20 protein-coding genes are annotated in these 20,760 nt (G+C 66.9%); 12 read left to right on the top strand and 8 right to left on the bottom strand.

Features of this window, described 5'->3' with window-relative positions; all coding sequences use genetic code 11:
* Positions 1-180 precede the first annotated feature (180 nt).
* The 3 genes from A5759_RS13285 to A5759_RS13275 form a co-directional block, all read right to left on the bottom strand.
* Entirely contained in the window at positions 181-1,422 is a 1,242-nt protein-coding gene (locus A5759_RS13285) for a glycosyltransferase family 4 protein (RefSeq protein WP_197506024.1), read from the bottom strand.
* 100 nt (positions 1,423-1,522) lie between these two features.
* Positions 1,523-3,136: a glycoside hydrolase family 57 protein gene (locus A5759_RS13280; protein WP_082962102.1), complete on the bottom strand. Its 1,614-nt coding sequence runs from the start codon at positions 3,134-3,136 to the stop codon at positions 1,523-1,525.
* Entirely contained in the window at positions 3,133-3,903 is a 771-nt protein-coding gene (locus A5759_RS13275) for a bifunctional 2-polyprenyl-6-hydroxyphenol methylase/3-demethylubiquinol 3-O-methyltransferase UbiG (protein ID WP_068198236.1), read from the bottom strand. The genes A5759_RS13280 and A5759_RS13275 overlap by 4 nt, the downstream gene beginning before the upstream one ends.
* A 194-nt stretch (positions 3,904-4,097) precedes the next feature.
* Between A5759_RS13275 and A5759_RS13270 the strand changes: the two genes are divergently transcribed.
* The 8 genes from A5759_RS13270 to mnmA all read left to right on the top strand — a co-directional run bounded on the left by A5759_RS13270 (position 4,098) and on the right by mnmA (position 11,536).
* Positions 4,098-4,889 carry an electron transfer flavoprotein subunit beta/FixA family protein gene (locus tag A5759_RS13270; RefSeq protein WP_068198233.1) on the top strand — a complete coding sequence of 264 codons (792 nt, stop codon included), beginning with the start codon at positions 4,098-4,100 and terminating at the stop codon, positions 4,887-4,889.
* A 45-nt stretch (positions 4,890-4,934) separates the two neighbouring features.
* Positions 4,935-5,891 carry an electron transfer flavoprotein subunit alpha/FixB family protein gene (locus tag A5759_RS13265; protein ID WP_066845056.1) on the top strand — a complete coding sequence of 319 codons (957 nt, stop codon included), beginning with the start codon at positions 4,935-4,937 and terminating at the stop codon, positions 5,889-5,891.
* A gap of 159 nt (positions 5,892-6,050) precedes the next feature.
* Positions 6,051-6,794 (top strand): SDR family oxidoreductase, encoded by a 744-nt coding sequence (locus tag A5759_RS13260; protein ID WP_068198380.1) that lies wholly within the window; start codon positions 6,051-6,053, stop codon positions 6,792-6,794.
* A complete protein-coding gene (locus A5759_RS13255; RefSeq protein WP_068198229.1) occupies positions 6,791-7,462 on the top strand; it encodes a nitroreductase in 672 nt (223 codons plus the stop codon). Before A5759_RS13260 ends, A5759_RS13255 begins: the two co-directional genes overlap by 4 nt.
* Positions 7,463-7,552: 90 nt before the next feature.
* Positions 7,553-8,401, top strand: coding sequence for a GNAT family N-acetyltransferase (locus A5759_RS13250; RefSeq protein ID WP_068198375.1), 849 nt, complete (start codon positions 7,553-7,555; stop codon positions 8,399-8,401).
* The gene (locus A5759_RS13245) at positions 8,398-9,228 is read left to right on the top strand and encodes a 1-acyl-sn-glycerol-3-phosphate acyltransferase (protein WP_068198225.1); all 831 of its coding nucleotides are present in this window, start codon (positions 8,398-8,400) and stop codon (positions 9,226-9,228) included. Before A5759_RS13250 ends, A5759_RS13245 begins: the two co-directional genes overlap by 4 nt.
* 44 nt (positions 9,229-9,272) lie before the next feature.
* Entirely contained in the window at positions 9,273-10,469 is a 1,197-nt protein-coding gene (locus A5759_RS13240; protein ID WP_068198222.1) for a cysteine desulfurase family protein, read from the top strand.
* The gene (gene mnmA, locus A5759_RS13235) at positions 10,469-11,536 is read left to right on the top strand and encodes a tRNA 2-thiouridine(34) synthase MnmA (RefSeq protein ID WP_068198219.1); all 1,068 of its coding nucleotides are present in this window, start codon (positions 10,469-10,471) and stop codon (positions 11,534-11,536) included. Before A5759_RS13240 ends, mnmA begins: the two co-directional genes overlap by 1 nt.
* Here the strand turns inward: mnmA and A5759_RS13230 are convergent, their stop codons facing one another.
* A complete protein-coding gene (locus A5759_RS13230) occupies positions 11,537-12,181 on the bottom strand; it encodes a sensor domain-containing protein (RefSeq protein ID WP_068198214.1) in 645 nt (214 codons plus the stop codon).
* Between the two features lie 60 nt (positions 12,182-12,241).
* Between A5759_RS13230 and A5759_RS13225 the strand changes: the two genes are divergently transcribed.
* The 3 genes from A5759_RS13225 (at position 12,242) to A5759_RS13215 (ending at position 15,710) form a co-directional block, all read left to right on the top strand.
* Positions 12,242-13,252, top strand: coding sequence for a methionine synthase (locus tag A5759_RS13225; protein WP_068198212.1), 1,011 nt, complete (start codon positions 12,242-12,244; stop codon positions 13,250-13,252).
* 339 nt (positions 13,253-13,591) lie between these two features.
* Positions 13,592-14,476, top strand: a complete 885-nt coding sequence (locus A5759_RS13220; RefSeq protein WP_068198210.1) for a hypothetical protein — start codon at positions 13,592-13,594, stop codon at positions 14,474-14,476.
* Between the two features lie 181 nt (positions 14,477-14,657).
* Positions 14,658-15,710 carry a restriction endonuclease gene (locus A5759_RS13215; RefSeq protein ID WP_068198209.1) on the top strand — a complete coding sequence of 351 codons (1,053 nt, stop codon included), beginning with the start codon at positions 14,658-14,660 and terminating at the stop codon, positions 15,708-15,710.
* A 516-nt stretch (positions 15,711-16,226) separates the two neighbouring features.
* On the opposite strand, the gene A5759_RS13210 is transcribed toward A5759_RS13215, so the two are convergent.
* Positions 16,227-17,309 (bottom strand): IS110 family transposase, encoded by a 1,083-nt coding sequence (locus tag A5759_RS13210; protein WP_197506023.1) that lies wholly within the window; start codon positions 17,307-17,309, stop codon positions 16,227-16,229.
* A gap of 124 nt (positions 17,310-17,433) precedes the next feature.
* Between A5759_RS13210 and A5759_RS13205 the strand changes: the two genes are divergently transcribed.
* Positions 17,434-18,108 (top strand): hypothetical protein, encoded by a 675-nt coding sequence (locus A5759_RS13205; protein WP_068198207.1) that lies wholly within the window; start codon positions 17,434-17,436, stop codon positions 18,106-18,108.
* A 21-nt stretch (positions 18,109-18,129) separates the two neighbouring features.
* Here the strand turns inward: A5759_RS13205 and A5759_RS13200 are convergent, their stop codons facing one another.
* The 3 genes from A5759_RS13200 to A5759_RS13190 all read right to left on the bottom strand — a co-directional run bounded on the left by A5759_RS13200 (position 18,130) and on the right by A5759_RS13190 (position 20,752).
* Positions 18,130-18,564 (bottom strand): site-specific integrase, encoded by a 435-nt coding sequence (locus tag A5759_RS13200; protein ID WP_197506022.1) that lies wholly within the window; start codon positions 18,562-18,564, stop codon positions 18,130-18,132.
* Between the two features lie 137 nt (positions 18,565-18,701).
* Positions 18,702-20,309 carry a 4-coumarate--CoA ligase family protein gene (locus tag A5759_RS13195; protein WP_068198205.1) on the bottom strand — a complete coding sequence of 536 codons (1,608 nt, stop codon included), beginning with the start codon at positions 20,307-20,309 and terminating at the stop codon, positions 18,702-18,704.
* A gap of 38 nt (positions 20,310-20,347) precedes the next feature.
* The gene (locus A5759_RS13190) at positions 20,348-20,752 is read right to left on the bottom strand and encodes an MmcQ/YjbR family DNA-binding protein (protein WP_068198203.1); all 405 of its coding nucleotides are present in this window, start codon (positions 20,750-20,752) and stop codon (positions 20,348-20,350) included.
* Positions 20,753-20,760: the final 8 nt, after the last annotated feature.

Genomic DNA, 20,760 nt, shown 5'->3' with positions numbered 1-20,760 from the left:
GACAACTCGGTCGACAACTCGGTCGACAACTCCGGACAGGACAACTCGACTGACAACTCCGGTCAGGTCAACACCGACGTCGATGTGGACACCACCGTCGACACCGGCCTGTTCTGAGCCCAACCGCACAACGCCGCTGGCGGGGATCAATCCACGATCCCCGCCAGTCGGCACGTCTGATCAGCGGCCGGGCAGGGCGTGTTCGATGATGGGTCGGCGCCGATGTGGTTCGCGCTCACGGCGTTTGGCGGCCAGGTACACCTGCGCGGTTTCGTCTGCGATCGCGTGCCATTCGAACTGCGAGGTGAGCCGCTCCCGGGCGGCGATCGCGCGTTGCTGGGCGGCGTGCGGGTCGTCGAGAACCGAGCGCACAGCCGCCGCCAGGCGCGCGGTATCGCGTGGCGGAAAGGACATTCCGGTTTCACCGTCGATGACCGCCTCGCCCAACCCTCCGACGTTCGATGTCACCAAGGGGATCCCGGTCGCCGCAGCTTCTAGTGCGACGATGCCGAACGGCTCGTAGTGGCTGGGCAATACGGCTGCGTCGGCGGTGTGCAGCAGGTTCACCAGCGCGTCGTGGTCGAGGTGTCCGGCGAACGCGGTCGCCTTGAGCACCTTGTGCTTTCGCGCCTGCTCGACGAGCCAATCGAGCTGGGTGCCCTCGCCGGCGATCGTCAGCGTGGTACCGGGGTGGGTGCGCCTGATTCGGGGTAGCGCGGCGATTGCGTCGTGGATGCCTTTCTCATACTCGAGCCGACCGAGATACAGCAATCGGGCAGGTCCGGTCCGGGGCTTGCGTTGAGCGAATGGCCAGCGACTGCAGTCGATCCCGTTGCGGATGACATACGACTCGGCCAGGCCCGGCCCGAAGAGCTCCGAGACCTCATCGCGCATCGAGGCCGAACAGGTGATCAGCGAATCGGATTCGCGCACCAACCACGATTCCACCGCGTGGACCTGTCTGCTGATGCGGCCCGACACCCACCCGGAATGTCTGCCGGCCTCGGTGGCGTGGATCGTGGATACCAGTGGTACATCGAAGAATTCGGCCAGGGCGATCGCGGGATGTGCGACCAGCCAGTCGTGTGCGTGTACGACGTCGGGGCGCCAAGGGCAGCCGCGTCGCGACTTCAGCGTCAAACCGGTTCTGACCATCGCGTGGCCCATCGCCAACGTCCAGGCCATCATGTCCTTGCCGAAATCGAACTCGTGCGGATCGTGCGCCGCCGCGACCACGCGCACGCCCTCGGCGATCTCGTCGGTGGTCGGATGCGTGGCGGGGTCGGTGTTCGACGGTCGCCGGCTCAGCACGACTACCTCGTGGCCCGCATCGGCCAGCGCGGTGGCGAGATGATGGACGTGCCTGCCGAGTCCGCCGACCACGACCGGCGGATACTCCCACGACACCATGAGGATCTTCACGGTCGCTGACTCCTGTGCGAGTGACCGGAAAATGTACACGCGGAGCGGCGTGTCGGTGTGCAAACACGGTCGCTCGCGGAAGTGAAGGCTGGGGGTGGGGTCATCGCGGTAACCGCCGGGCGTCCAGCGCGCCGAACAGACCGTCGGCACGATTCCAACCGGCGGCGAGGCGCTGTGCATGCTCATGGCGACCGGACGCCGCGGCGTCGGCGATCTCGCGGGTGGCGTGGGCGTGCAGATGCGCACGGTAGCGGGCATAGTCGGCCGCGGAGTCCTTGCTGACCATGAACGGCCAGTCGCTCGACACGGTCAGCAGCGTCTCGCGCAGGATCTGGTCGGCGACGAAGTTGCGTGCAGGCGGAGCGTCGGTCTCGCCGAGCGCCTTGTCGATGGTCGCCAGCGCGGTGTCGACGACCTCGGTGTTCAACTGGACCAGGTCGGCAACCTGCTCACCGGCCCACACCTGCCAGTCCTTGCCGGAACCCCATGAGCTGGACGGCAATTCGACAGGCGAGCCGACGAAACCGTCGGCCTTGGCGTCGCTCAGCGTGCCGACGCGCACACCGGCCTCGGGCAGCGCGCGCAAGACCCGCTCGAGCCACACGGGGCCCTCGTACCACCAGTGGCCGAACAACTCGGTGTCGAATGCGGCGATGACGTGTGCTGGGCGCCCGATGCGTTCGCTCTCGTCGCATAGTCGCTGCCGGACCACCGCGACGAAATCGGCGACATGGGCGTCGATCGCTCGGTCGGCGCGCTCCGGGTCGTACGGCGCCTTGGCCTCCGACGGCACATTGCGGCCCGTCACCCGGGCCGGCTTGAGTCCGGTCGTGTGGTCGTAGGTGTGGAAGTCGCGGTAGGCGGCGTGCCCGGGGTAGCCGGACTTCGGCGACCACACTCGATAGCTGACGTGCAGGTCCCGGCCGAATGCCACCACGTCGGAGGATCCGACCGGACGGCCGAGGGCGGTGTCGCCGTGCAGGGACGGGCCGTCGACCATGAAGTGGCCGACACCGGCTGCGGCGTAGTCGGTTTCCATGCCGGGCGCGTAGGCGCATTCCGGGGCCCAGATGCCGACGGGTGTGTGCGCGAACCGCAGGCGGGCATCGGCGAGTCCCTCGTGCAGCGCGAATTCCCGCAGCCTCGGGTTGAGCAGCGGCTGGAACGGATGCGCGAGCGGACCGCCGAGCAGTTCGATGGTTTCGGCGTCGATCACCTCGCGCAGCAACGGGCTGCCGCCGTGCGCCCACAGCGTGGCGAAGTCCTCGATGGCCTGCTCGGCCTCGGCGTGCTCGCGAACACCGAACTGGCGCAACGGATCACCGAGAGTGGTCGCCTCGAGCGCGCGCAGCTGCCAGTTCGCCAGCCAGTGGTGCATCCCCGTCAGGCAGTACGGGTCGTCGAGTTGTGCGGTGACCACCGGCGTCATGCCCAGCGTCAACTGGTGGCGGCGGCCTTCGGCCGCCAACGTGCGCAGCACCCGCATCAGCGGGAGGTAGCACGCCGACCACGACTGGTAGAGCCATTCCTCGCCGACGGGCCAGCGGCCGTGATGAGCCAGCCAGGGCAGGTGGGTGTGGAGAACGAGCGTGAAGAGGCCCGGAGCCGGGTCGCCGGCGACATTGGACCGGGGAGCCGGGTCGCCGGCGACATTGGACCGGGGAGCCGGGTCGCCGGCGACATTGGACCGGGGAGCCGGGTCGGCGGATGTCACGGCCGCACCGCGATCGCGACCAGATCGAGGCTGTCGTCGATGTTCCGATCGCGCGCGTCGACCAGATCGAAGTCGTCGCTGCGCACGGAGGCCACGTCGGCGAGCAGATCCTCGGGCCACGGCGCATCGGCTATTGCCCGCGCGATCTGGGCGTCGATGATCGAGCCGTTGTGTCGGGCGTCGAGTTCGACGAGCCGCGGCCCGTGAAAGACCCCGTGCACGCCTTCGACCGCGAACCCTTCGGTGGTGAGCAGTTCGGTCAACTCGGCGGCGTTGAGTTCGCGGGTGTGGAACGGGTTGACCGGGGTGTCCCGACCGGGGGAGAACGTGATTCGGTTCGGCGTCGACATCAGCAGACGCCCGCCCGGCCGCAGCACACGCAGGCATTCGCGCACGAATTGCCCCTGATCCCAGAGGTGTTCGATGACCTGGAAGTTCACAACGACATCGACCGAGCCGTCTGCGAGCGGCAATTCGGCCAGGTTGCCGTGGCGCATGTCCACGCGCGGATACCGCGCACGCACGTGGGCGACCGCTGTCTCGTCGTAGTCCAGGCCGATCACGCACCGGGCGACGTCGGCGATCAGGTTGGCCCCATAGCCCTCGCCGCAGCCTGCCTCGAGCACGTCGCGATCCGCACAGCGGTGGGCCATCTGCTCGTAGACGACCTCGTGGCGGCGGAACCAGTAGTTCTCCTCCGCGAGTCCCGGAACCGTGCGTTCCCCGGTGAGGGGGAGGTCGGGTCCATCAGTAACAAAAGCGCTCATTGGAAGGCAGGCTAACGTGAAACGGCCCACAGACGAATGGTTCACCCCCTACGTGCTGCTAGAACACGAACTTCGACCCGCTACAGTGTTCCTGCGAACCGCCACAAGTTACCCGCGAGTAACATGGTGGTTGTTGCTCAAAGCGTGTTATGCGGACCGATCATCGGTCCCTTCGAGGAGGACGAACCAGACTCATGACGAACATCGTGGTCCTGATCAAACAGGTCCCTGACACCTGGTCGGAGCGCAAGCTCACCGACGGCGACTTCACTCTCGACCGCGAGGCGGCCGACGCGGTGCTCGACGAGATCAACGAGCGCGCCGTCGAGGAAGCGCTGCTCATCAAGGAGAGGGAAGGCGGCGACAGCACTGTGACGGTGCTGACGGCCGGCCCCGAGCGCGCGACCGAGGCGATCCGCAAGGCGCTGTCGATGGGCGCCGACAAGGCCGTGCACCTCGTCGACGAGGGCATGCACGGCTCGGACATGGTCCAGACCGGTTGGGCCCTGGCACGTGCGCTGGGGACCATCGAGGGCACCGAGCTGGTCATCGCCGGCAACGAGGCCACCGATGGCACCGGCGGCGCGGTACCCGCGATCATCGCCGAGTACCTGGGTCTGCCGCAGCTGACGCATCTGCGCAAGGTGACCGTCGAGGACGGCAAGGTCAGCGGCGAGCGGGAGACCGACGACGGCGTGTTCTTCGTCGAGGCTCCGCTGCCCGCCGTGGTCAGCGTCAACGAGAAGATCAATGAGCCTCGCTTCCCGTCCTTCAAGGGCATCATGGCCGCCAAGAAGAAGGAAGTCACCAAGCTCACGCTCGCCGAGATCGGTGTCGAGGGCGATGAGGTCGGTCTCGCCAACGCCGGGTCCAAGGTGTTGTCGTCGACGCCGAAGCCGCCGAAGACCGCCGGCGAGAAGGTCACCGACGAAGGCGACGGCGGAACCAAGATCGCCGAGTACCTGGTCGCCCAGAAAATCATCTAGGCCCCAGACCGAGACTGCGAAGAACAAGAGACGAGAGAAGAACTCATGGCTGAAGTACTCGTGCTCGTTGAGCACGCCGAAGGTGCACTGAAGAAGGTCACCTCGGAGTTGATCACCGCGGCTCGCAAGCTCGGCGAGCCCTCGGCCGTCGTCGTCGGCGCGCCGGGCACCGCAGAACCGCTCACCGACGGCCTGAAGGCCGCGGGCGCGGCCAAGATCTACGTCGCCGAGTCCGACGACGCGGAGAACTACCTGATCACCCCGCAGGTCGACGTGCTGGCATCGCTGGTCGAGTCGGCGTCGCCCGCCGGTGTTCTGCTGTCGGCCAACGCCGACGGCAAGGAGATCGCCGGCCGGTTGGCGGCCCGCACCGGTTCCGGTGTACTCACCGACGTCGTCGACGTCCAGGAGGGTGGCAAGGCCGTCCACTCGATCTTCGGTGGTGCATTCACCGTCGAGGCCGAGTCCACTGGTGAGGTTCCGGTCATCACGCTGCGCGCAGGAGCCATCGACGCTGAACCCGCCGACGGTGCGGGCGAGGTCGTCAACGTCGAGGTGCCCGGCCAGGCCGAGAACGCGACGAAGATCACCAAGCGCGAACCCGCCGTCGCGGGTGACCGCCCGGAGCTCACCGAGGCGACGGTTGTCGTGTCGGGTGGCCGCGGTGTGGGCAGCGCGGAGAACTTCAACGTGGTCGAGGAGCTGGCGGACTCGCTCGGCGGCGCTGTCGGCGCGTCCCGTGCCGCCGTCGACTCCGGCTACTACCCGGGCCAGTTCCAGGTGGGCCAGACCGGTAAGACGGTGTCGCCGCAGCTGTACATCGCCCTGGGCATCTCCGGCGCGATTCAGCACCGCGCGGGCATGCAGACGTCCAAGACGATCATCGCGGTGAACAAGGACGAAGAGGCGCCGATCTTCGAGATCGCCGACCTCGGCATCGTCGGCGACCTGTTCAAGGTCACACCGCAGCTGACCGAGGCGGTCAAGGCTCGCAAGGGCTGAGTTTCCGCGCGACGGGCCCCCGGACACTGTCCGGGGGCCTTTTGCATGCCGTCCCGAGGGCGTACGAGGGTGAGCGCTCGGACTACGGACTTTCAAGGGCTCGATCGCCGCCACCGGAGTGCCAGTCTTTTCGTGACAGGCACGACGAAAGGTTCCGAGATGAAGATCACCGTGTTCGGCGCGACCGGACTCATCGGCTCGAAGGTGGTATCGATCCTCACCGCGGACGGCCACGAGGTGGTCGCCGCGGCGCGCTCCACCGGATTGGACGTTTTGACCGGCGCCGGGGTGGCCGAAGCGGTCGCCGGCGCGGATGTGGTGATCGACGTGACCAACTCGCCGTCGTTCGAGGACGACGCGGTCATGGAATTCTTCACGAGGTCGACGACGAATCTGGTGGGTGCCGCGACGGCCGCGCGGGTGGGCCACGTCGTGGCGCTGTCGATCGTCGGCGCCGACGGGCTTCCCGAAAGCGGTTATCTGCGTGCGAAGGTCGCGCAGGAACGCATCATCAAAGACTCCGGACTGCCGTTCAGCATCGTGCGCGCCACGCAGTTCCACGAATTCGCCAAGGCGATCACCGAATCGCTGAGCGGCAACGGCGAGGTGCGGGCGCCCGATGCGCTGATCCAGCCGATCGCTGCCGATGAGGTCGCCGCCGAGGTGGCCCGGACAGCCGTAGCGACCCCGAGTAACGGTCACGTTGATATCGGCGGGCCCGACAAGATGCCGTTCGCCGAGCTCGCGGGTGCGGTGCTGGCCGCACGCGGCGACGAGCGGCCGGTCGTGGTCACCACCGAGGCGACGTACTTCGGCACTCCGCTCGACGAGCGGAGCCTGGTCACCGGCGATGGCGCCGTCATCGCCGCGACGCACTTCACGGATTGGCTGGCACGACGATGACCTCCGCGGCGCCCGAGAGCGACCTGGACCGGGCTGTCCGCGAGCGGCACTGCACACGGAAGTTCCTGCCCGACAAGCCCGTACCGCGCGTACTCCTCGACGAGGCATTGGAGCTGGCGATGCGTGCACCGTCGAACTCCAATATCCAACCTTGGCGGCTGTTCCTGGCCACCGGCGCGCGCCGCGACCAACTCGTCGAATCATTGCTGCACCGCGCGTCCGCCGGTTTTCCCGCGACCATGGGGATTCCGGAGAGCTTCGCACCGCTGCGGCAGGAGTTGGGCGCGTTGGTCTACGGCTCGATGGGTGTGCCCCGTCACGACGCCGAGGGGCGACGTCTCGCACAGCTGCGCAACTTCGAGTTCTTCGGCGCCCGAGTGGCGGGAGTGGTCTGCATGCACCGCGATCTCGGACACGCCGACAGCCTCGCGGTCGGGATGTTCCTGCAGACGCTGGTGCTTGCGCTGACCGAACGCGGTCTCGACACGTGCGTGCAGGTTTCGGTTGCGCACTTCCCCGAGGTGCTGCGCGAACAGCTGGACATCCCCGCCGAACTGCGGGTGTTGTGCGGACTCGCGATCGGGTACGCCGACCCGAACTTCCCGGCCAACCACGTGCGCACACCCCGCAACGCGGTAGCCGACAACGTCGTGCTGCTCGGCGACTGACGTCTCGCCGGGGCAATTCGTCACCTGGCGCTCATCGACACGTCACGCCTGCGATGCCGCCCGGAGATGCGGCTGGGCGAGCGTGCAGCCATGAGCACTGCTTCTGTACTCATCGCCCCCGAGGAGATCGACCGCGGCCGGACCGGGTCCGCAGGTCCCGCGCCGCGCTACACCCTGCTGCTGACGACGGATGCCACGCTCATCGAAGCGGCGCAGCGGCTGCGCCACGGCGTGTTCACCGCCGAGCCCGGATTCACGCTGACCGGTGCCGCCGACGGCCGGGACGCCGACCGCTTCGACGAGCACTGCGACCACCTGCTGGTACGCGAGGACGTCACCGGCGACCTTGTCGGATGCTATCGAATGCTGCCACCCGCGGGCGCCGTCGCCGCCGGAAGCCTCTACAGCGCAACCGAATTCGACGTGCGTGCGCTCGACCCGCTGCGGCCGGGCCTGGTCGAGATGGGCCGGGCTGTGGTGCGAGCGGATCACCGCAGCGGAGCCGTCGTGCTGCTGATGTGGGCCGGGATCCTGGCGTACCTCGACCGCTGCGGGTACGACTACGTCACCGGCTGCGTGTCGGTGCCCGTCCACGGCCCCGACGGTTACCCGCCGGGCGCACAGATCCGCGGGGTCCGCGACTTCGTCCGTCGCCGCCACGCCGCACCGGCGCTCCATACCGTGCACCCGTACCGGCCGGTGACCGTCGGCGGCAAGGGCCTCGACGACATCGAGCCGCCGGAGAGGCTCGTCGTACCACCGTTGATGCGCGGCTACCTGCGGCTCGGCGCGCAGGTGTGCGGCGAACCCGCCCACGATCCCGATTTCGGCGTTGGCGATTTCCCGGCGTTGCTCGACAAGCGTCGGGCCGATACGCGCTACCTGCGCAGGCTGCGGTCCGTCGAGGCCGCCGCCCTGGCCGGCGGGATCGCGCCGTGAGCACCCTCGGCACCTGGGTGCCGAAGGCGTCGTGCGATGCGAGCTGCGTCGGCGCAGACGCCGCGCGGTCCGGGCCACGGGTGATCGTGACCTGCCGCGCCGCGGTACGGGTCACCTCCGCCCTGCTGCTCCTGCTGCTGGCGCCGATGCTGGCCGTCCCCGCCCCCGGCCGATCCCATCTGCAGCGCGGCTACTGCCGGTTGCTGCTGTACTGCCTTGGTGTGCGGACCAGGGTGTCCGGGGGCCCGATCCGCAACCTGAGCGGCGTTCTGGTGGTCAGCGGCCACATTTCCTGGGTGGACGTCTTCGTGGTCGGCTCGGTGCTGCCAGGCCGGTTCGTCGCCAAGTCCGAACTCGTCAGCTGGCCGGGCCTCGGACTGCTGGCTCGGCTGCTCAAGGTGATCCCGATCGAGCGGTCGGACCTGCGGCGCCTGCCCGACGTGGTGGGCGCCGTCACCCGCAATCTGAGTGCGGGCCGTACCGTGATCGCGTTTCCGGAGGGCACCACCTACTGCGGACTGGCGTACGGCCGCTTCCGCCCCGCCATGTTTCAGGGCGCCATCGACGCCGGCAGGCCGGTCCAGCCGTTGCGTTTGGCGTATCACCACGCCGACGGCGCCACCTCCACCGTCGCCGCCTATGTGGGCGATGACACACTGCTCGACTCGATCCGGCGACTGGTCACGACGAGGCGCACGGTCGCGCGGGTGCACGTCGAGTCGCTGCAGCTACCCGGAACCGACCGCCGCGACCTGGCCAATCGCTGTGAGACGGCGGTGCGGGGTTACACCACCAAACACCCGTCCGGTCACGCGCTCGTGGCCTGAGCGGATCGGGGGAGTCCCGGCTCGACGGCTATTCTGGACGGGTTATGACCTCGGATCAGCCGGTCTACCTCGATCACGCCGCCACCACCCCGATGCACCCCGCTGCCATCGAGGCGATGACGGCCGCGATGGCGACGGTCGGCAACGCGTCGTCGTTGCACGGCACGGGCCGCACGGCCCGGCGGCGGATGGAGGAGTCGCGCGAGACGCTGGCCAATCTGCTGGGCGCCCGCCCGTCGGAGGTGATCTTCACCGCGGGCGGCACCGAGAGCGACAACCTTGCGGTCAAAGGCATCTTCTGGGCCCGTCGCGACGCCGATCCGCGCCGTAGGCGGATCGTGACCACGCCGGTCGAGCACCACGCCGTGCTGGATTCGGTCGAGTGGTGCGTCGAGCACGAGGGCGCCGAGGTGACCTGGCTGCCCGTCGAGAAGGACGGTTCGGTCACGCCCGCGGCGCTGCGCCAGGCGCTGCAGGACCACGACGACGTGGCTCTGGTGTCGGTGATGTGGGCCAACAACGAGGTCGGGACGATCATGCCGATCGCCGAGCTCGCCGCTGTGGCAGCAGAATTCGACGTGCCGATGCACAGCGACGCCGTTCAGGCCGTCGGCCACATTCCGGTCGACTTCGCCGCGAGTCGGCTTTCGGCGATGAGCATCGCGGCGCACAAGTTCGGCGGCCCCACCGGGATCGGTGCGCTGCTGCTGCGCCGCGACACGGCCTGCGTCCCGCTGTTGCACGGCGGAGGCCAGGAGCGCGACGTCCGCTCCGGCACACCGTATGTCGCGGGAGCAGTCGCGATGGCCGCAGCGGCGAGAGCCGCGGTCGACGGGCTCGAGACCAACGGTGCGCGGGTGTCGGCGCTTCGTGACCGCTTGATCGAAGGCGTGTTGGCTGCCATCGACGACGTCGAGGTGAACGGCGCGACGGGTACCGCAAGGCTGCCCGGCAACTGCCACTTCACCTTCCGCGGCTGCGAGGGCGACTCGCTGCTGATGTTGTTGGACGCCAAGGGTATCGAGTGTTCGACCGGTTCGGCCTGCACGGCAGGCGTCGCGCAGCCCTCACACGTGCTGATCGCGATGGGTGCCGACCCGGCGAGTGCGCGGGGTTCGCTGCGACTCTCGTTGGGGCACATCAGCAGTGAGGACGACGTCGATGCCGCGCTCGCGGTGCTGCCCGCCGCCGTCGAACGGGCCCGGCAGGCGGCACTGGCAAGTTCGGGAGTGGTCGAGTAGTGCGGGTACTCGTGGCGATGAGCGGCGGCGTGGACTCCTCGGTCGCCGCCGCCAGGATGGTCGACGCCGGACATGACGTCGTCGGTGTTCACCTGGCACTGTCACCGTCTCCTGGCACACTGCGCACCGGATCGCGCGGCTGTTGTTCGAAAGAGGACGCCGGTGACGCGCGTCGGGTCGCCGATATCCTCGACATCCCGTTCTACGTCTGGGATTTCGCCGACCGGTTCAAAGAGGACGTCATCGACGACTTCGTGTCGTCATACGCTCGCGGGGAGACCCCGAACCCGTGTGTGCGCTGCAATGAACGGATCAAGTTCTCCGCGTTGGCCGCCCGCGCGCTGGCGTTGGGATTCGACGCCGTGGCCACCGGACACTATGCCCGGCTGTCGGACGGTCGACTGCGGCGCGCGGTCGACGCCGCCAAAGACCAGTCCTACGTGCTCGCGGTGCTGACCGCCGAGCAACTGCGGCACGCGGTGTTCCCGGTCGGCGACACCCCGAAGCCGCAGATCCGCGAGGAGGCTGCGCGTCGCGGGCTTGCGGTCGCCGAGAAACCCGACAGCCACGACATCTGCTTCATTCCCTCCGGTGACACCCGCGCGTTTCTCGGGGCCAAGATCGGTGTGCGACGCGGTTCGGTCGTCGACGCCGCAGGGACGGTGCTCGCCGAACACGACGGCGTGCACGGGTTCACGGTGGGTCAGCGCAAGGGTCTGGGCATCGCCGGGCCGGGCCCGGACGGACGGCCGCGCTATGTCACAGGGATCGACCCGCAGACCGCGACCGTGCGGGTCGGTGGCGCCGAAGACCTCGACGTGTGGACCTTGACCGGCGAGCGGCCGATCTTCACCTCCGGTGTCGCGCCTGCGGGCCCGATCGAATGCCAGGTGCAGGTCCGCGCGCACGGCGGTGTCGCAGACGGCGTGGCCGAACTGCGCGACGACCGGCTCGTCGTCGAGTTGCGCGCGCCCCTGCGCGGCGTGGCTCCCGGCCAGACGATGGTGCTGTACCGCCCCGACCCGGCCGGCGACGAAGTGCTGGGTAGCGCGACGATCACCCGGTAGTTATCCGGGGACGTTGGCCAGGATGTTGGACATGACGATCTCGGGCACCGAGTCGGGGAACCGGCACGCGGTCACCTCCACCAGAACGACCGCCTTGACGCGGTAGTCGCGACCGCAGGCGCCCGAGGGCCGGGTCTGCAGGGTATCCGCGCCGACCCTCCACTCGCCGACGAACATCGGCCCCAAAGGCGTTGCGCTGCAGCCGTCGACGAGAGCAACCAGCGAATCGAACGCCCGCCGGGCGGTAGCGGCGTCACGATAGGCCGCCGCGCCCTCGGAGATCAATCCGCCTTCGGGCGGGTGCTGGAACGTGGTCTTGCGGAACTCCTCGACCTCCGGTCCGAATGTCTGCGTCTCGGCGAAGATCCATTGGCACGGCAGGGGAGTGGTCTCGGCGAGCGGCTCGATGTCGACGGGGATCTTGCCGTCCATGGTCGGGATGATCGTGAGATCCTCACCGGCCCCGGTGATCGCGCGCATCTGTGACTGGTCGAGCATGATCGTCTCCACATCGACCGGCGACAGCGATCCGTCGTCGATGCCCGGCGTCGCCCGCATCGCGTGTCCGTCGATGACCTGAGTGCACCCCGAGGTGATCGCGACCGCCACGCACCACAGCACGAGCGACCGGAGCGCTGCGGGCATGGCCTGTCCTTCCCCAACCCTTTCGGGATGAGATTAGCCCCATCGAATACTGTCAAACGAGTGAGTGCTTTCGCCGCAGCCACCGGCATCGGGTCCTGGCCCGGAACGTCGGCGCGCGAGGCCGCCGAGGTCGTCGTCGGCGAACTGCCCACCTTGCCGCATCTGGTGGAACTGCCGGGCCGTGGCGTGGGTGCCGACATGATCGGCCGGGCCGGTGCGATTCTGGTGGACATCGGTATGGACACCGTGCCCCGCGGATATCGGATCGCGGCGGGCCGCACCGCAGTGCTCAGGCGGGCGAGGAGCCTGCTCGAGGAGGACCTCGACGCGCTCGAAGAAGCCTGGGAGAAAGCAGGTTTGCGCGGCGCTGGGCGCACGGTCAAGGTTCAGGCGCCGGGGCCGGTCACGTTGGCGGCGCAACTGGAGCTGCCCAACGGCCACCGCGCCCTGACGGATCGAGGCGCGGTGCGCGACCTCACCGCGTCGCTGGCCGAAGGGATCGCAGCGCACCGCGCGACTGTCGGCAGGAGGCTCGACGCGGCGGTCGTCGTTCAATTCGACGAACCGCTGTTGTTCTCCGCGCTCGAAGGCCGGCTGACCGGGGTCACCAGTTTGACGCCCGTGCACGCCGTCGACGAGGCGCAGGCCATCGGTTTGCTCGACGAATGCGTCGCCGCGGCCGACGTCCCGGTGGTCGTGCACAGCTGCGCCGCAGGTGTGCCGTGGAATGTGTTGCAGCGCAGTTCGATCGCCGCGGTTTCCGTCGACGTGTCGACCCTGGCGGCCGACGACCTCGACGGCGTCGGAGAGTTCGTCGACTCGGGTCGCACGGTGGTGTTCGGCGTGGTGCCCTCGACAGCGCCGGAGACCCGTCCTTCGGTCGAGGAGATCGCCAAGGCCGCGGTGTCGCTGACCGACCGGCTCGGCTTTCCCCGATCCGTGCTCAGGGAGCGGACCGGCATCTCGCCGGCGTGCGGTCTGGCGGGCGCCACCACCGAATGGGCGCGCACCGCGATCGGATTGGCGCAGAAGGCGGCGGATGCTTTCGCCGAGGACCCCGACGCGATCTAGTCAGCGAAGCGGCCGAGGTGATACCGGTCAACCGGCTGGCAACGATCAAACCGTTGGCGTCAGCGGGCTTGGTGAGCAGCCGGCGCAGTGGCCGTGAACGCATCTGGCGGATGTGGCCCGCACTCCTCGCCGACGCCAGCGAGTCCCTGGAGACGCTGTCGCGAGCCGTGGATCGCACCGTCGAGCGACCCACGGGCGCACGCCGCGGACCACGAAAAACGCGCTTCGCTGAACTATTTGCGGCGTTCCTGCCGGACACCTCGTATTACGCGGCTACCCATGCGAGAATGCTCCGCAGGCGGCGTCGATCGCCTTTGCCGAGAAGGGAATGGTGTCCGGATGAACGCGCGCCTCGCCGCAGGTGCCGGCGTGGTGTCCGTATTTCTCCTGGTGAGCGGATCGGGTGCGGTGGTCGCATACGCCCACCCCGGTGATTCGCGCGGCTCGGACCGGGGCCACAGCGCCGACCGCGGCGGCGGCCACCTCAGCCGCGGGTCCGGCAACGGCAAGCACGACAACGACCGTCGCGATGGTAAGCGCACGACCGGCAGCAAACGGGGCGGGGACACCAACGGGCCCGGCGCGGCCCCGAAGTCCCGGGTCGGATCCGGCCGAGACGGGCTCGCGCAGCCGTCGCCGGATAGCCGGCCGGGCGCTGTTATCGCCCCGGAATCGGCCGGCCGCACCGCCCCGGACTCGGCAGGCCGCGCCGCCGCGCCCGACGTATCCGCCAGCCGTGCGGCTGCGGCGCCCGACGTATCGGCCAGCCGGTCGGCCGTCGCCGACGCGACGCCCCCGGTCGAAGCACCGGTGAACACCGCGTCGGCCGCCCCGGTTGCCTCTGGTGGATCCGGCGCTGCGAGTGCGCCGGGCCCCGCCTTTGAGCCGCCACAGGTGACGTTCGGCAACGGACGCGTGCCGCAAAGCCGCGACCTTCAGCCCGAAACCGGTTGGCAGCCACCAGCACTGGCACCCTCAGCGCCGGTGCCCGCGCAACCGATCCCGACGACGCCGCTCTCACCGGCGCCGCCCGCACCCGCTGTGTTGGACCCGGTGGCCACCCCGCCCGCGGTGGTGCGCCAGTTCGTCGTCGCGCCCGGTGCCGGGACCAGCGACCCGCTGTGGGGGCTGGCCGGGTTGCTGCTCATCCCCGTGGCGGGCGCCGCGCTGGGCTATCGGCAGGCGCGAGCGGCGCAGGCCGCCGAACGGATCGGCCGGCCCTGATGGTCCTTGCGCAGGATTGCTGACCTAGCGCTGTGCGTTGACCTGGTAATACGTGGTCGCCACTGAGCGCTGTGGCGTGAAAGATCCTTGACTGAGGCCAGGGTCTTATCGTGGGCTTGATCCGTTGCTCATTGTGAAACAAGTGTGGCATTCGTCGTCGGCGCTCCATAGATTCGAGCCCATGCCCACAACGGAGAAGCTGCCGCTTTCCCCGATGCTCTTTCAGTACCTCGTCGGCTTGTACCACCTGAAGTACGGCTCGACGGCGAATTACCACGTGACTCTTGGCGACGAAGTGGTGGATGAGGCGTCGGGCACGCGCCGCGATGTAGACGTCACTGTAACTACGCCCGACGGCGTGTATGGGTTTGCGGGCTTTGAGGTCAAGCATTGGAAGAAGAAGCTCGACGTTTCAGATGTGGAAGCACTCGCCGCGAAGCTCAACGACATGCCTACCCTCACTCGTCGCGCCATCGTGTGCAGTTCGGGGTACTACAAGCCTGCAATCAAGAAGGCGGCCCATCACGGTATCGATCTGTACGTCATTAAGGAGTGGACCACTCCGATTGAAGAACAGTTCCCGAACCTCGCACCTATGAAGGGGCCTCCCTCGAAGGTTTTTAGGGGTACACAGTCGTATCTCACGTGGCCAGAACGCAACGTATATCTGCACGGCATCCCCGGTCCGTATTTCGAGATATCATGGGACACAACACTATTTGATGCCGACGGCAATAAGCATGCGGCCTACCCTGATTTCTCAACCTTTTCTGACGGCATGTTGCTGCTCTCCACCGACAGGCTTTGGCACACAAAACCAATGCAGGACCGCCTAGAACCGCAATTAGAGGCTCACGAGAGGGGGGAGCCTTTGCCGGAGGATGACCTCCGCTGGCCCTTTGGTCACACGCTCGACATCGAGAGCGCGAAGGTCTACATCCGCACCGCCGATAGCGAGCTTCACCATGTGACCATGGTGACCATCCAGGGACAGCTCGCCTGGGAAACGTCCCCTTGGCTGTACCTAGCGATGGAGAAAGTAACCACGGGTGAGCCATTTGGCAGTGCGATGGTTGCGGTGAGTCCGGTGCCGGGACGCATGACTGCAATCATGATTCCGTCCGAAGGACGGACTCTGAGCATCCAGCAAGTTGTACTCAATCGCGATCAGCTGAACATTCTCAAGCAACTGCAACTCGCTTCCTACCCCGAGGGGGATTCCGGCCCATCGTAGTTACGGTCGAAAACGTCGGCGGCGTTTCTACCTGTGACCGTTGAGGGCCGATGCGACGATGCCCGCATGGGGGATCAGAACAACGACACCACCGAAGTGGTGGTGTCGACGGCTATCGCTGTCACCTTATTCAGTTTCACTGCGGGCTGCCTGATCGGGTGGGACCACGTCGGCAACTGGATTGCAGCAATTAGCCCGACACCAGAGCTGATATGTAGGCATGGTTTGTCAATAGGCAGGTGAAAGCCGCCCCGGTTGTATGCGGGGGGCGGCTTTCGTTTGATCGGTGTCAGTCGGTGCGGCGGCGGTCGTTGGTCAACGACGGTGGTGTCAGACTGATATGCGCGGGTTGGTTACCGCAAGACGATGGTTCGGCGCGAACGGTGGCTGCTCTCTAGGGACGGGCGTCACATCAGCACTTATGAATGCCGTTGTGGCTCATAGCTCTAACGCAGGTCCAGTTCGCCTACCTCGCCGCCCACCCGCCGACTCCGATCAAGCCTGAGTGCTGGCCGGTTAGTTCAGGGTGGCCAGTGACCAGCACCAGCCGGCAAGCTCGCGGGCGACCGCGACGTTGGCCACCACGTGATGCTTTTTGCGTTCGTTGAAACGGCACCATTGCTGGTGCAGGCGGCGGTTGCCGGCGTGCCCGCGTGCTTTGAGCGCGGGGTCGACCTTGGCCCAGCGGGCTCGCATCGTCGGACCGGGACTGCGATAGGCCGCCCGGTGATGCCAGGCCGCCTCGATCAGCAGTCGCCGCACGTGAGCATTGCCGGCTTTGGTGATCGAGCCCTGAACTCGTGAGGTGCCTGAGGAGTACTCGGTAGGAACCAGGCCCACGTAGGCGCCGATCGAGGACCCGGTGAACCGGGTCCAGTCCCCGATCTCCACGCTCAGCGCCAATCCGGTCAGCGCGGAGATCCCTCGCAGACAGCCCAGCCGGTTGACCGGGTCAGCCCACCGTGGCGAGGCCGCGACCGTGACGATCTGTTCATCGAGGCGGTCCCGGGCGGCGGTCGCGGATAACACGGCTTCGAAGTGATGGTCGAAGGCTGCCACGGTGTGGGGATCATCGAAACGTTGCCGCCGCAGCCAGGTTTCGTGCACTCCATTCCACGCCTGCCCACCGGAATACACCCGGCTGTGGCGCAGCAGCAGTTTGGACAGCCGGTGCCGAACCCGCATCAGATCCGCGCGGGCATCCTCGCGGGCGCGGACCAGATCGCGCACCGCCTCCACGTCGGCCTCGGGAACGGTCACCGCGGTGATCTCACCCAAACGCAGCAGCCGGGTCAGATGCGCGGCATCACGGGCATCGGTCTTGACCCGATCCCCGCCTGGACGGATCAACTTCGACGGCGCAGCGACCACGCAGTCGATCTGGGCAGCAGCCAACGCCCGCGCTAGACCGAACCCTGTGGGCCCAGCCTCATAGGCCACACGCACCGGAGCGCGCAGGCGGTGCAACCAGCCCAGAATCTCACCATGATCTGGGCACAACCGTGCCCGCTCGACTCGACCCGTCTCTTCATCCACGGCATGGGCAACCACTGAAAGCGCATGCACGTCCAACCCGACACTCGTACCGTTGAAACTCACCGGAGGCCTCCTGATCTGCAACTGTGGCTCTACCAGTGCGAGTGTTCACTCGATACCGGCAACCCACGTCCGATTGCAGCCCGAGGCCTTCGGCCTCAAGTCGCCTCCATACCGTCTAGGCACCGTGATCGTTGCGAGTATCGCGGTGCTGGTGAACCTCTTGACGAACCGCAACACTTTGCGTCAGTCGCGGAAACTTGCCGAAGAATCGGCTAAACACTCGCGTGACCTCTCCGAGGCATCAGCCAAACACTCGCGAGAACTCGCCGAAGCGTCGGCCACCCAATCCAGAGTCCAGTTCACCAAAGCGCGTGAGGATGCCCGTACCGAAAAACTCCGCGCCGAGATCGCCGCGCTTCTGACCGCGCTAGGTGAGCGGGAAGCTCAAGGCCCGCTGTGGGAAGCAACGCGCACCATGCAGATTCCACAAGTCCAAACCGATCAGGGAGTAGACGTCGAAGCAGTCCAGAGGGTCATAGGTGAGTTGGAACCTCTCATCGAACAGTTGGCTGCACCCTTGTATCGGCGGATCAGTGTCCATGTTCTTGGGGTGCTGATGCTCACCGAAGACAGGAATATCACTGGCGCGGTGCAGCGATTGGAAATACTCACGTCACGAGAACTTGGCGTGGTCCGCAGACTGTGCGATGTAGCGAAACGCGTACAGGGAATGGATCGCGCCGCTCTCCTGGGCGTACTGATGGAGTCAGTGGAGTTCCCACCGTTGAGGGACCAAATCGAGGGCGTCGCAGCAGAATTGAGAAGTTACTGCCTTCAGAAGTTTCCGAAGCTGGACTAATGGAAACACCGGCCCGCAGAATCAACTGCGGGCCGGTGCCATTCCGAGCGTCCACCACGACGCATACCGGGATCTCTCAGAACCCCGTAGTTCCCGGCTCAGGTTGCCAGGCTTGACCCGGCACCCACTGGTCTTCTGCATCAGATCGCGGAGTTGGTCGTCGGTCAGCGACTCCACCACCTTCACGTCCAACTTGGGTGGCTTAATTCCGGCGAGAGGATCAGCGTCAAGTTCACCTTCGTCGGTCAGCCACGCGGAGAACCTGCGCACCCCCAGCAGGCGTGCGTGAGAGGTCGCGGGTTCAGCACCGCTAGCCAACATTTCGGCGATCCACGCAGACACCAGGCGGCGATCCAACGCAGCGGGGTGGCCGTTGGCCGCACACCACTTGAGATAGAACCGTGCGCCGGTCAAATACTTCTTCAACGTCGGCGGTGCCTTGTGCTGAGCCTGCAAGGCCAACTCCCATGAGGTCAGCAGATCGGTCAGGGGGAGCTGTCAGTCGCCATATCAGGATCTTGCGTGGGAGCGCTGTGCATGTCCAGATGACGCGCCAGTGCTCTGAATGCGCATTTCAAAGCATAGATATTGTTCTAGCTCTGTCTAAGGTCCTTGCGCAGGATCTTGCCGGACGCCGATTTCGGCACCGCGTCGATGAACGCCACTTGGCGGACCTTTTTGTAGGGAGCCACCTCGCCCGCGACGAACTCGATCACCTGTTGCTCGCTCAGCTCGGCTCCGGATCGCTTGACCACGAACGCCTTCGGTACCTCTTCGCCATCGGCGTCGACGACTCCGACCACGGCCGCGTCGGCGATGTCGGGATGAGTCAGCAGCACGGCCTCCAGCTCGGCGGGCGGCACCTGATAGCCCTTGTACTTGATCAGCTCCTTGAGCCGGTCGACGATGTAGACGCAGCCATCGGCGTCGACCTGTGCGAGGTCACCGGTGTGCAACCAGCCCTGGTCGTCGATGGTCTCCTTGGTGGCCTTCTCGTTGCCGAGGTAGCCCGCCATCACGTTGGGACCCTTGAACAAGAGTTCGCCGGTTTCGCTGAGACCCTCCGTGGGCGGGTCGATCTCGTCACCGGTCTCGGGGTCGACGATCTTCGACGCGGCGTTCGACACCGTCCAGCCGACCGAGCTGAGCGGGGCCACCATGTTCATCTCGTGTTGGCCGCCGTCGAAGGGCGTGATGTGGCTGACCGGGCTGAGCTCGCTCATGCCGTAACCCTGGATCACGCGGCAGCCCAACCGCTCGGCGACAGCGTGGCCGAGGTCGGCGTCCAAGGGGGCCGCACCCGACATCACCACATTCAGCGACGACAGGTCGTACTCGTCGACCAGCGGATGCTTGGCCAGCGCGACCGCGACGGGCGGGGCGATGAACGCGATGCTGCAGGCATGGTCCTGGATGTTGCCCAGGAAGTCGCCGAGATCGAAGCTCGGCATGATGACCAGCCGGGCCCTGGCGTGCAGTGCCGCATTGAGCAGCACGGTCATCCCGTAGATATGGAAGAACGGCAGAACGGCCAACACGATGTCGTCGGCGACCATGCCGTGCAGCGGCCGGATCTGGGCGACGTTGGCCACCAGGTTGCGGTGGGTGAGCATGACGCCCTTCGGGTTTCCGGTCGTTCCCGAACTGTAGGGCAGCACCGCCAAGTGCGATGAGGGCGCGAAGCTCACCTCGGGTGGTGGATGGCCCGGCCCCATGAGGTCGGCGGCGTTGGGATGCCCGTCGGAGGACAGGCCGGGTCCGTCGAGCACGATGAGCCCGTCGTCGGGAATGCCGACCGCCGCGGCCGCTTCCTGGGCTTGGGCCAGCAGCGGCGACACCGTCACGAGCAGCTTGGCGTTCGAGTCGGTCAACTGCTTGGCGATGTCCTTGGCGGTGAACAACGCGTTGACGGTCGTGGCCGTCGCGCCCGCGCGCAGGATGCCGTGGAATGCGACCGCGAATCCCGAGCTGTTCGGTGAGAGCAGGCCGACCACATCGCCGACGCCGATCCCGCGTCCGGCGAGCGCACCGGCGAACGCGTCGACGCGCGCGATCGTTTCGCGGTAGGTGGTTTCGCGCCCCGATTTCGCGTCGACAAGCGCGACGCGGTCGAGGTCGTCTTCTGCGATATCACCGAACAAGTAGTCGTAGACGCTGGTGGACGGGATGTCGACCTCGGGGAAGGGGCTCGCAAAACTCATGGCGTCTCCGATCGAATCATGGCCTGCCTGCTACCTGTTCAGCCTTCGTCGAGCTGTTTGACGAGTTTCCTGGGCGCGGTCAATCGGAACGACGCGTCGATCAGCTCGCGTATCTCGTCCCAGTCGATCTTTTTGTCTGCGGACAGGTCGAGCCCGAGCCACCCCGACGGTGCGAGGTAGGCGGGCGAGAAGAATCGGGCGTCCTGCTGCAGCGCCTGGCGTTCACCGTCGTCGACCTTGACCAGGATCGACTGCGGGTACTGAATGTAGTCGCCCTTAGTCGCCGGTTTGACGCTGCCGCCGTACATGGCGAACATCTTGGCGACGAAGAACGCGGGCCGTCCGTGCGAGACCTTCTCGTAAGCCTCGGGGAACGCCAGCGCCATTGTCCGTACCCGCGCCAGCACCGGGTCGTCGTCGCGGAACATGATCGGGTGCGGCATGGTGCCCA

Origin of the sequence: Mycobacterium sp. 852014-52144_SCH5372336 (assembly GCF_001665615.1) — a bacterium.
GTDB classification, from domain to species: Bacteria; Actinomycetota; Actinomycetes; order Mycobacteriales; family Mycobacteriaceae; genus Mycobacterium; species Mycobacterium neumannii_A.
Note: the sequence above shows the minus strand (reverse complement) of the source record. Positions and strands in the feature narration are given on the sequence as shown.

Coding starts and splice junctions, on each gene's coding strand:
- A5759_RS13275 (WP_068198236.1), bottom strand. CDS start 3,903: ATGAGCGCTTTTGTTACTGATGGACCCGACCTCCCCCTCACCGGGGAA.
- A5759_RS13270 (WP_068198233.1), top strand. CDS start 4,098: ATGACGAACATCGTGGTCCTGATCAAACAGGTCCCTGACACCTGGTCG.
- A5759_RS13265 (WP_066845056.1), top strand. CDS start 4,935: ATGGCTGAAGTACTCGTGCTCGTTGAGCACGCCGAAGGTGCACTGAAG.
- A5759_RS13260 (WP_068198380.1), top strand. CDS start 6,051: ATGAAGATCACCGTGTTCGGCGCGACCGGACTCATCGGCTCGAAGGTG.
- A5759_RS13255 (WP_068198229.1), top strand. CDS start 6,791: ATGACCTCCGCGGCGCCCGAGAGCGACCTGGACCGGGCTGTCCGCGAG.
- A5759_RS13250 (WP_068198375.1), top strand. CDS start 7,553: ATGAGCACTGCTTCTGTACTCATCGCCCCCGAGGAGATCGACCGCGGC.
- A5759_RS13240 (WP_068198222.1), top strand. CDS start 9,273: ATGACCTCGGATCAGCCGGTCTACCTCGATCACGCCGCCACCACCCCG.
- A5759_RS13230 (WP_068198214.1), bottom strand. CDS start 12,181: ATGCCCGCAGCGCTCCGGTCGCTCGTGCTGTGGTGCGTGGCGGTCGCG.
- A5759_RS13220 (WP_068198210.1), top strand. CDS start 13,592: ATGAACGCGCGCCTCGCCGCAGGTGCCGGCGTGGTGTCCGTATTTCTC.
- A5759_RS13215 (WP_068198209.1), top strand. CDS start 14,658: ATGCCCACAACGGAGAAGCTGCCGCTTTCCCCGATGCTCTTTCAGTAC.
- A5759_RS13195 (WP_068198205.1), bottom strand. CDS start 20,309: ATGAGTTTTGCGAGCCCCTTCCCCGAGGTCGACATCCCGTCCACCAGC.
- A5759_RS13190 (WP_068198203.1), bottom strand. CDS start 20,752: ATGCCGCACCCGATCATGTTCCGCGACGACGACCCGGTGCTGGCGCGG.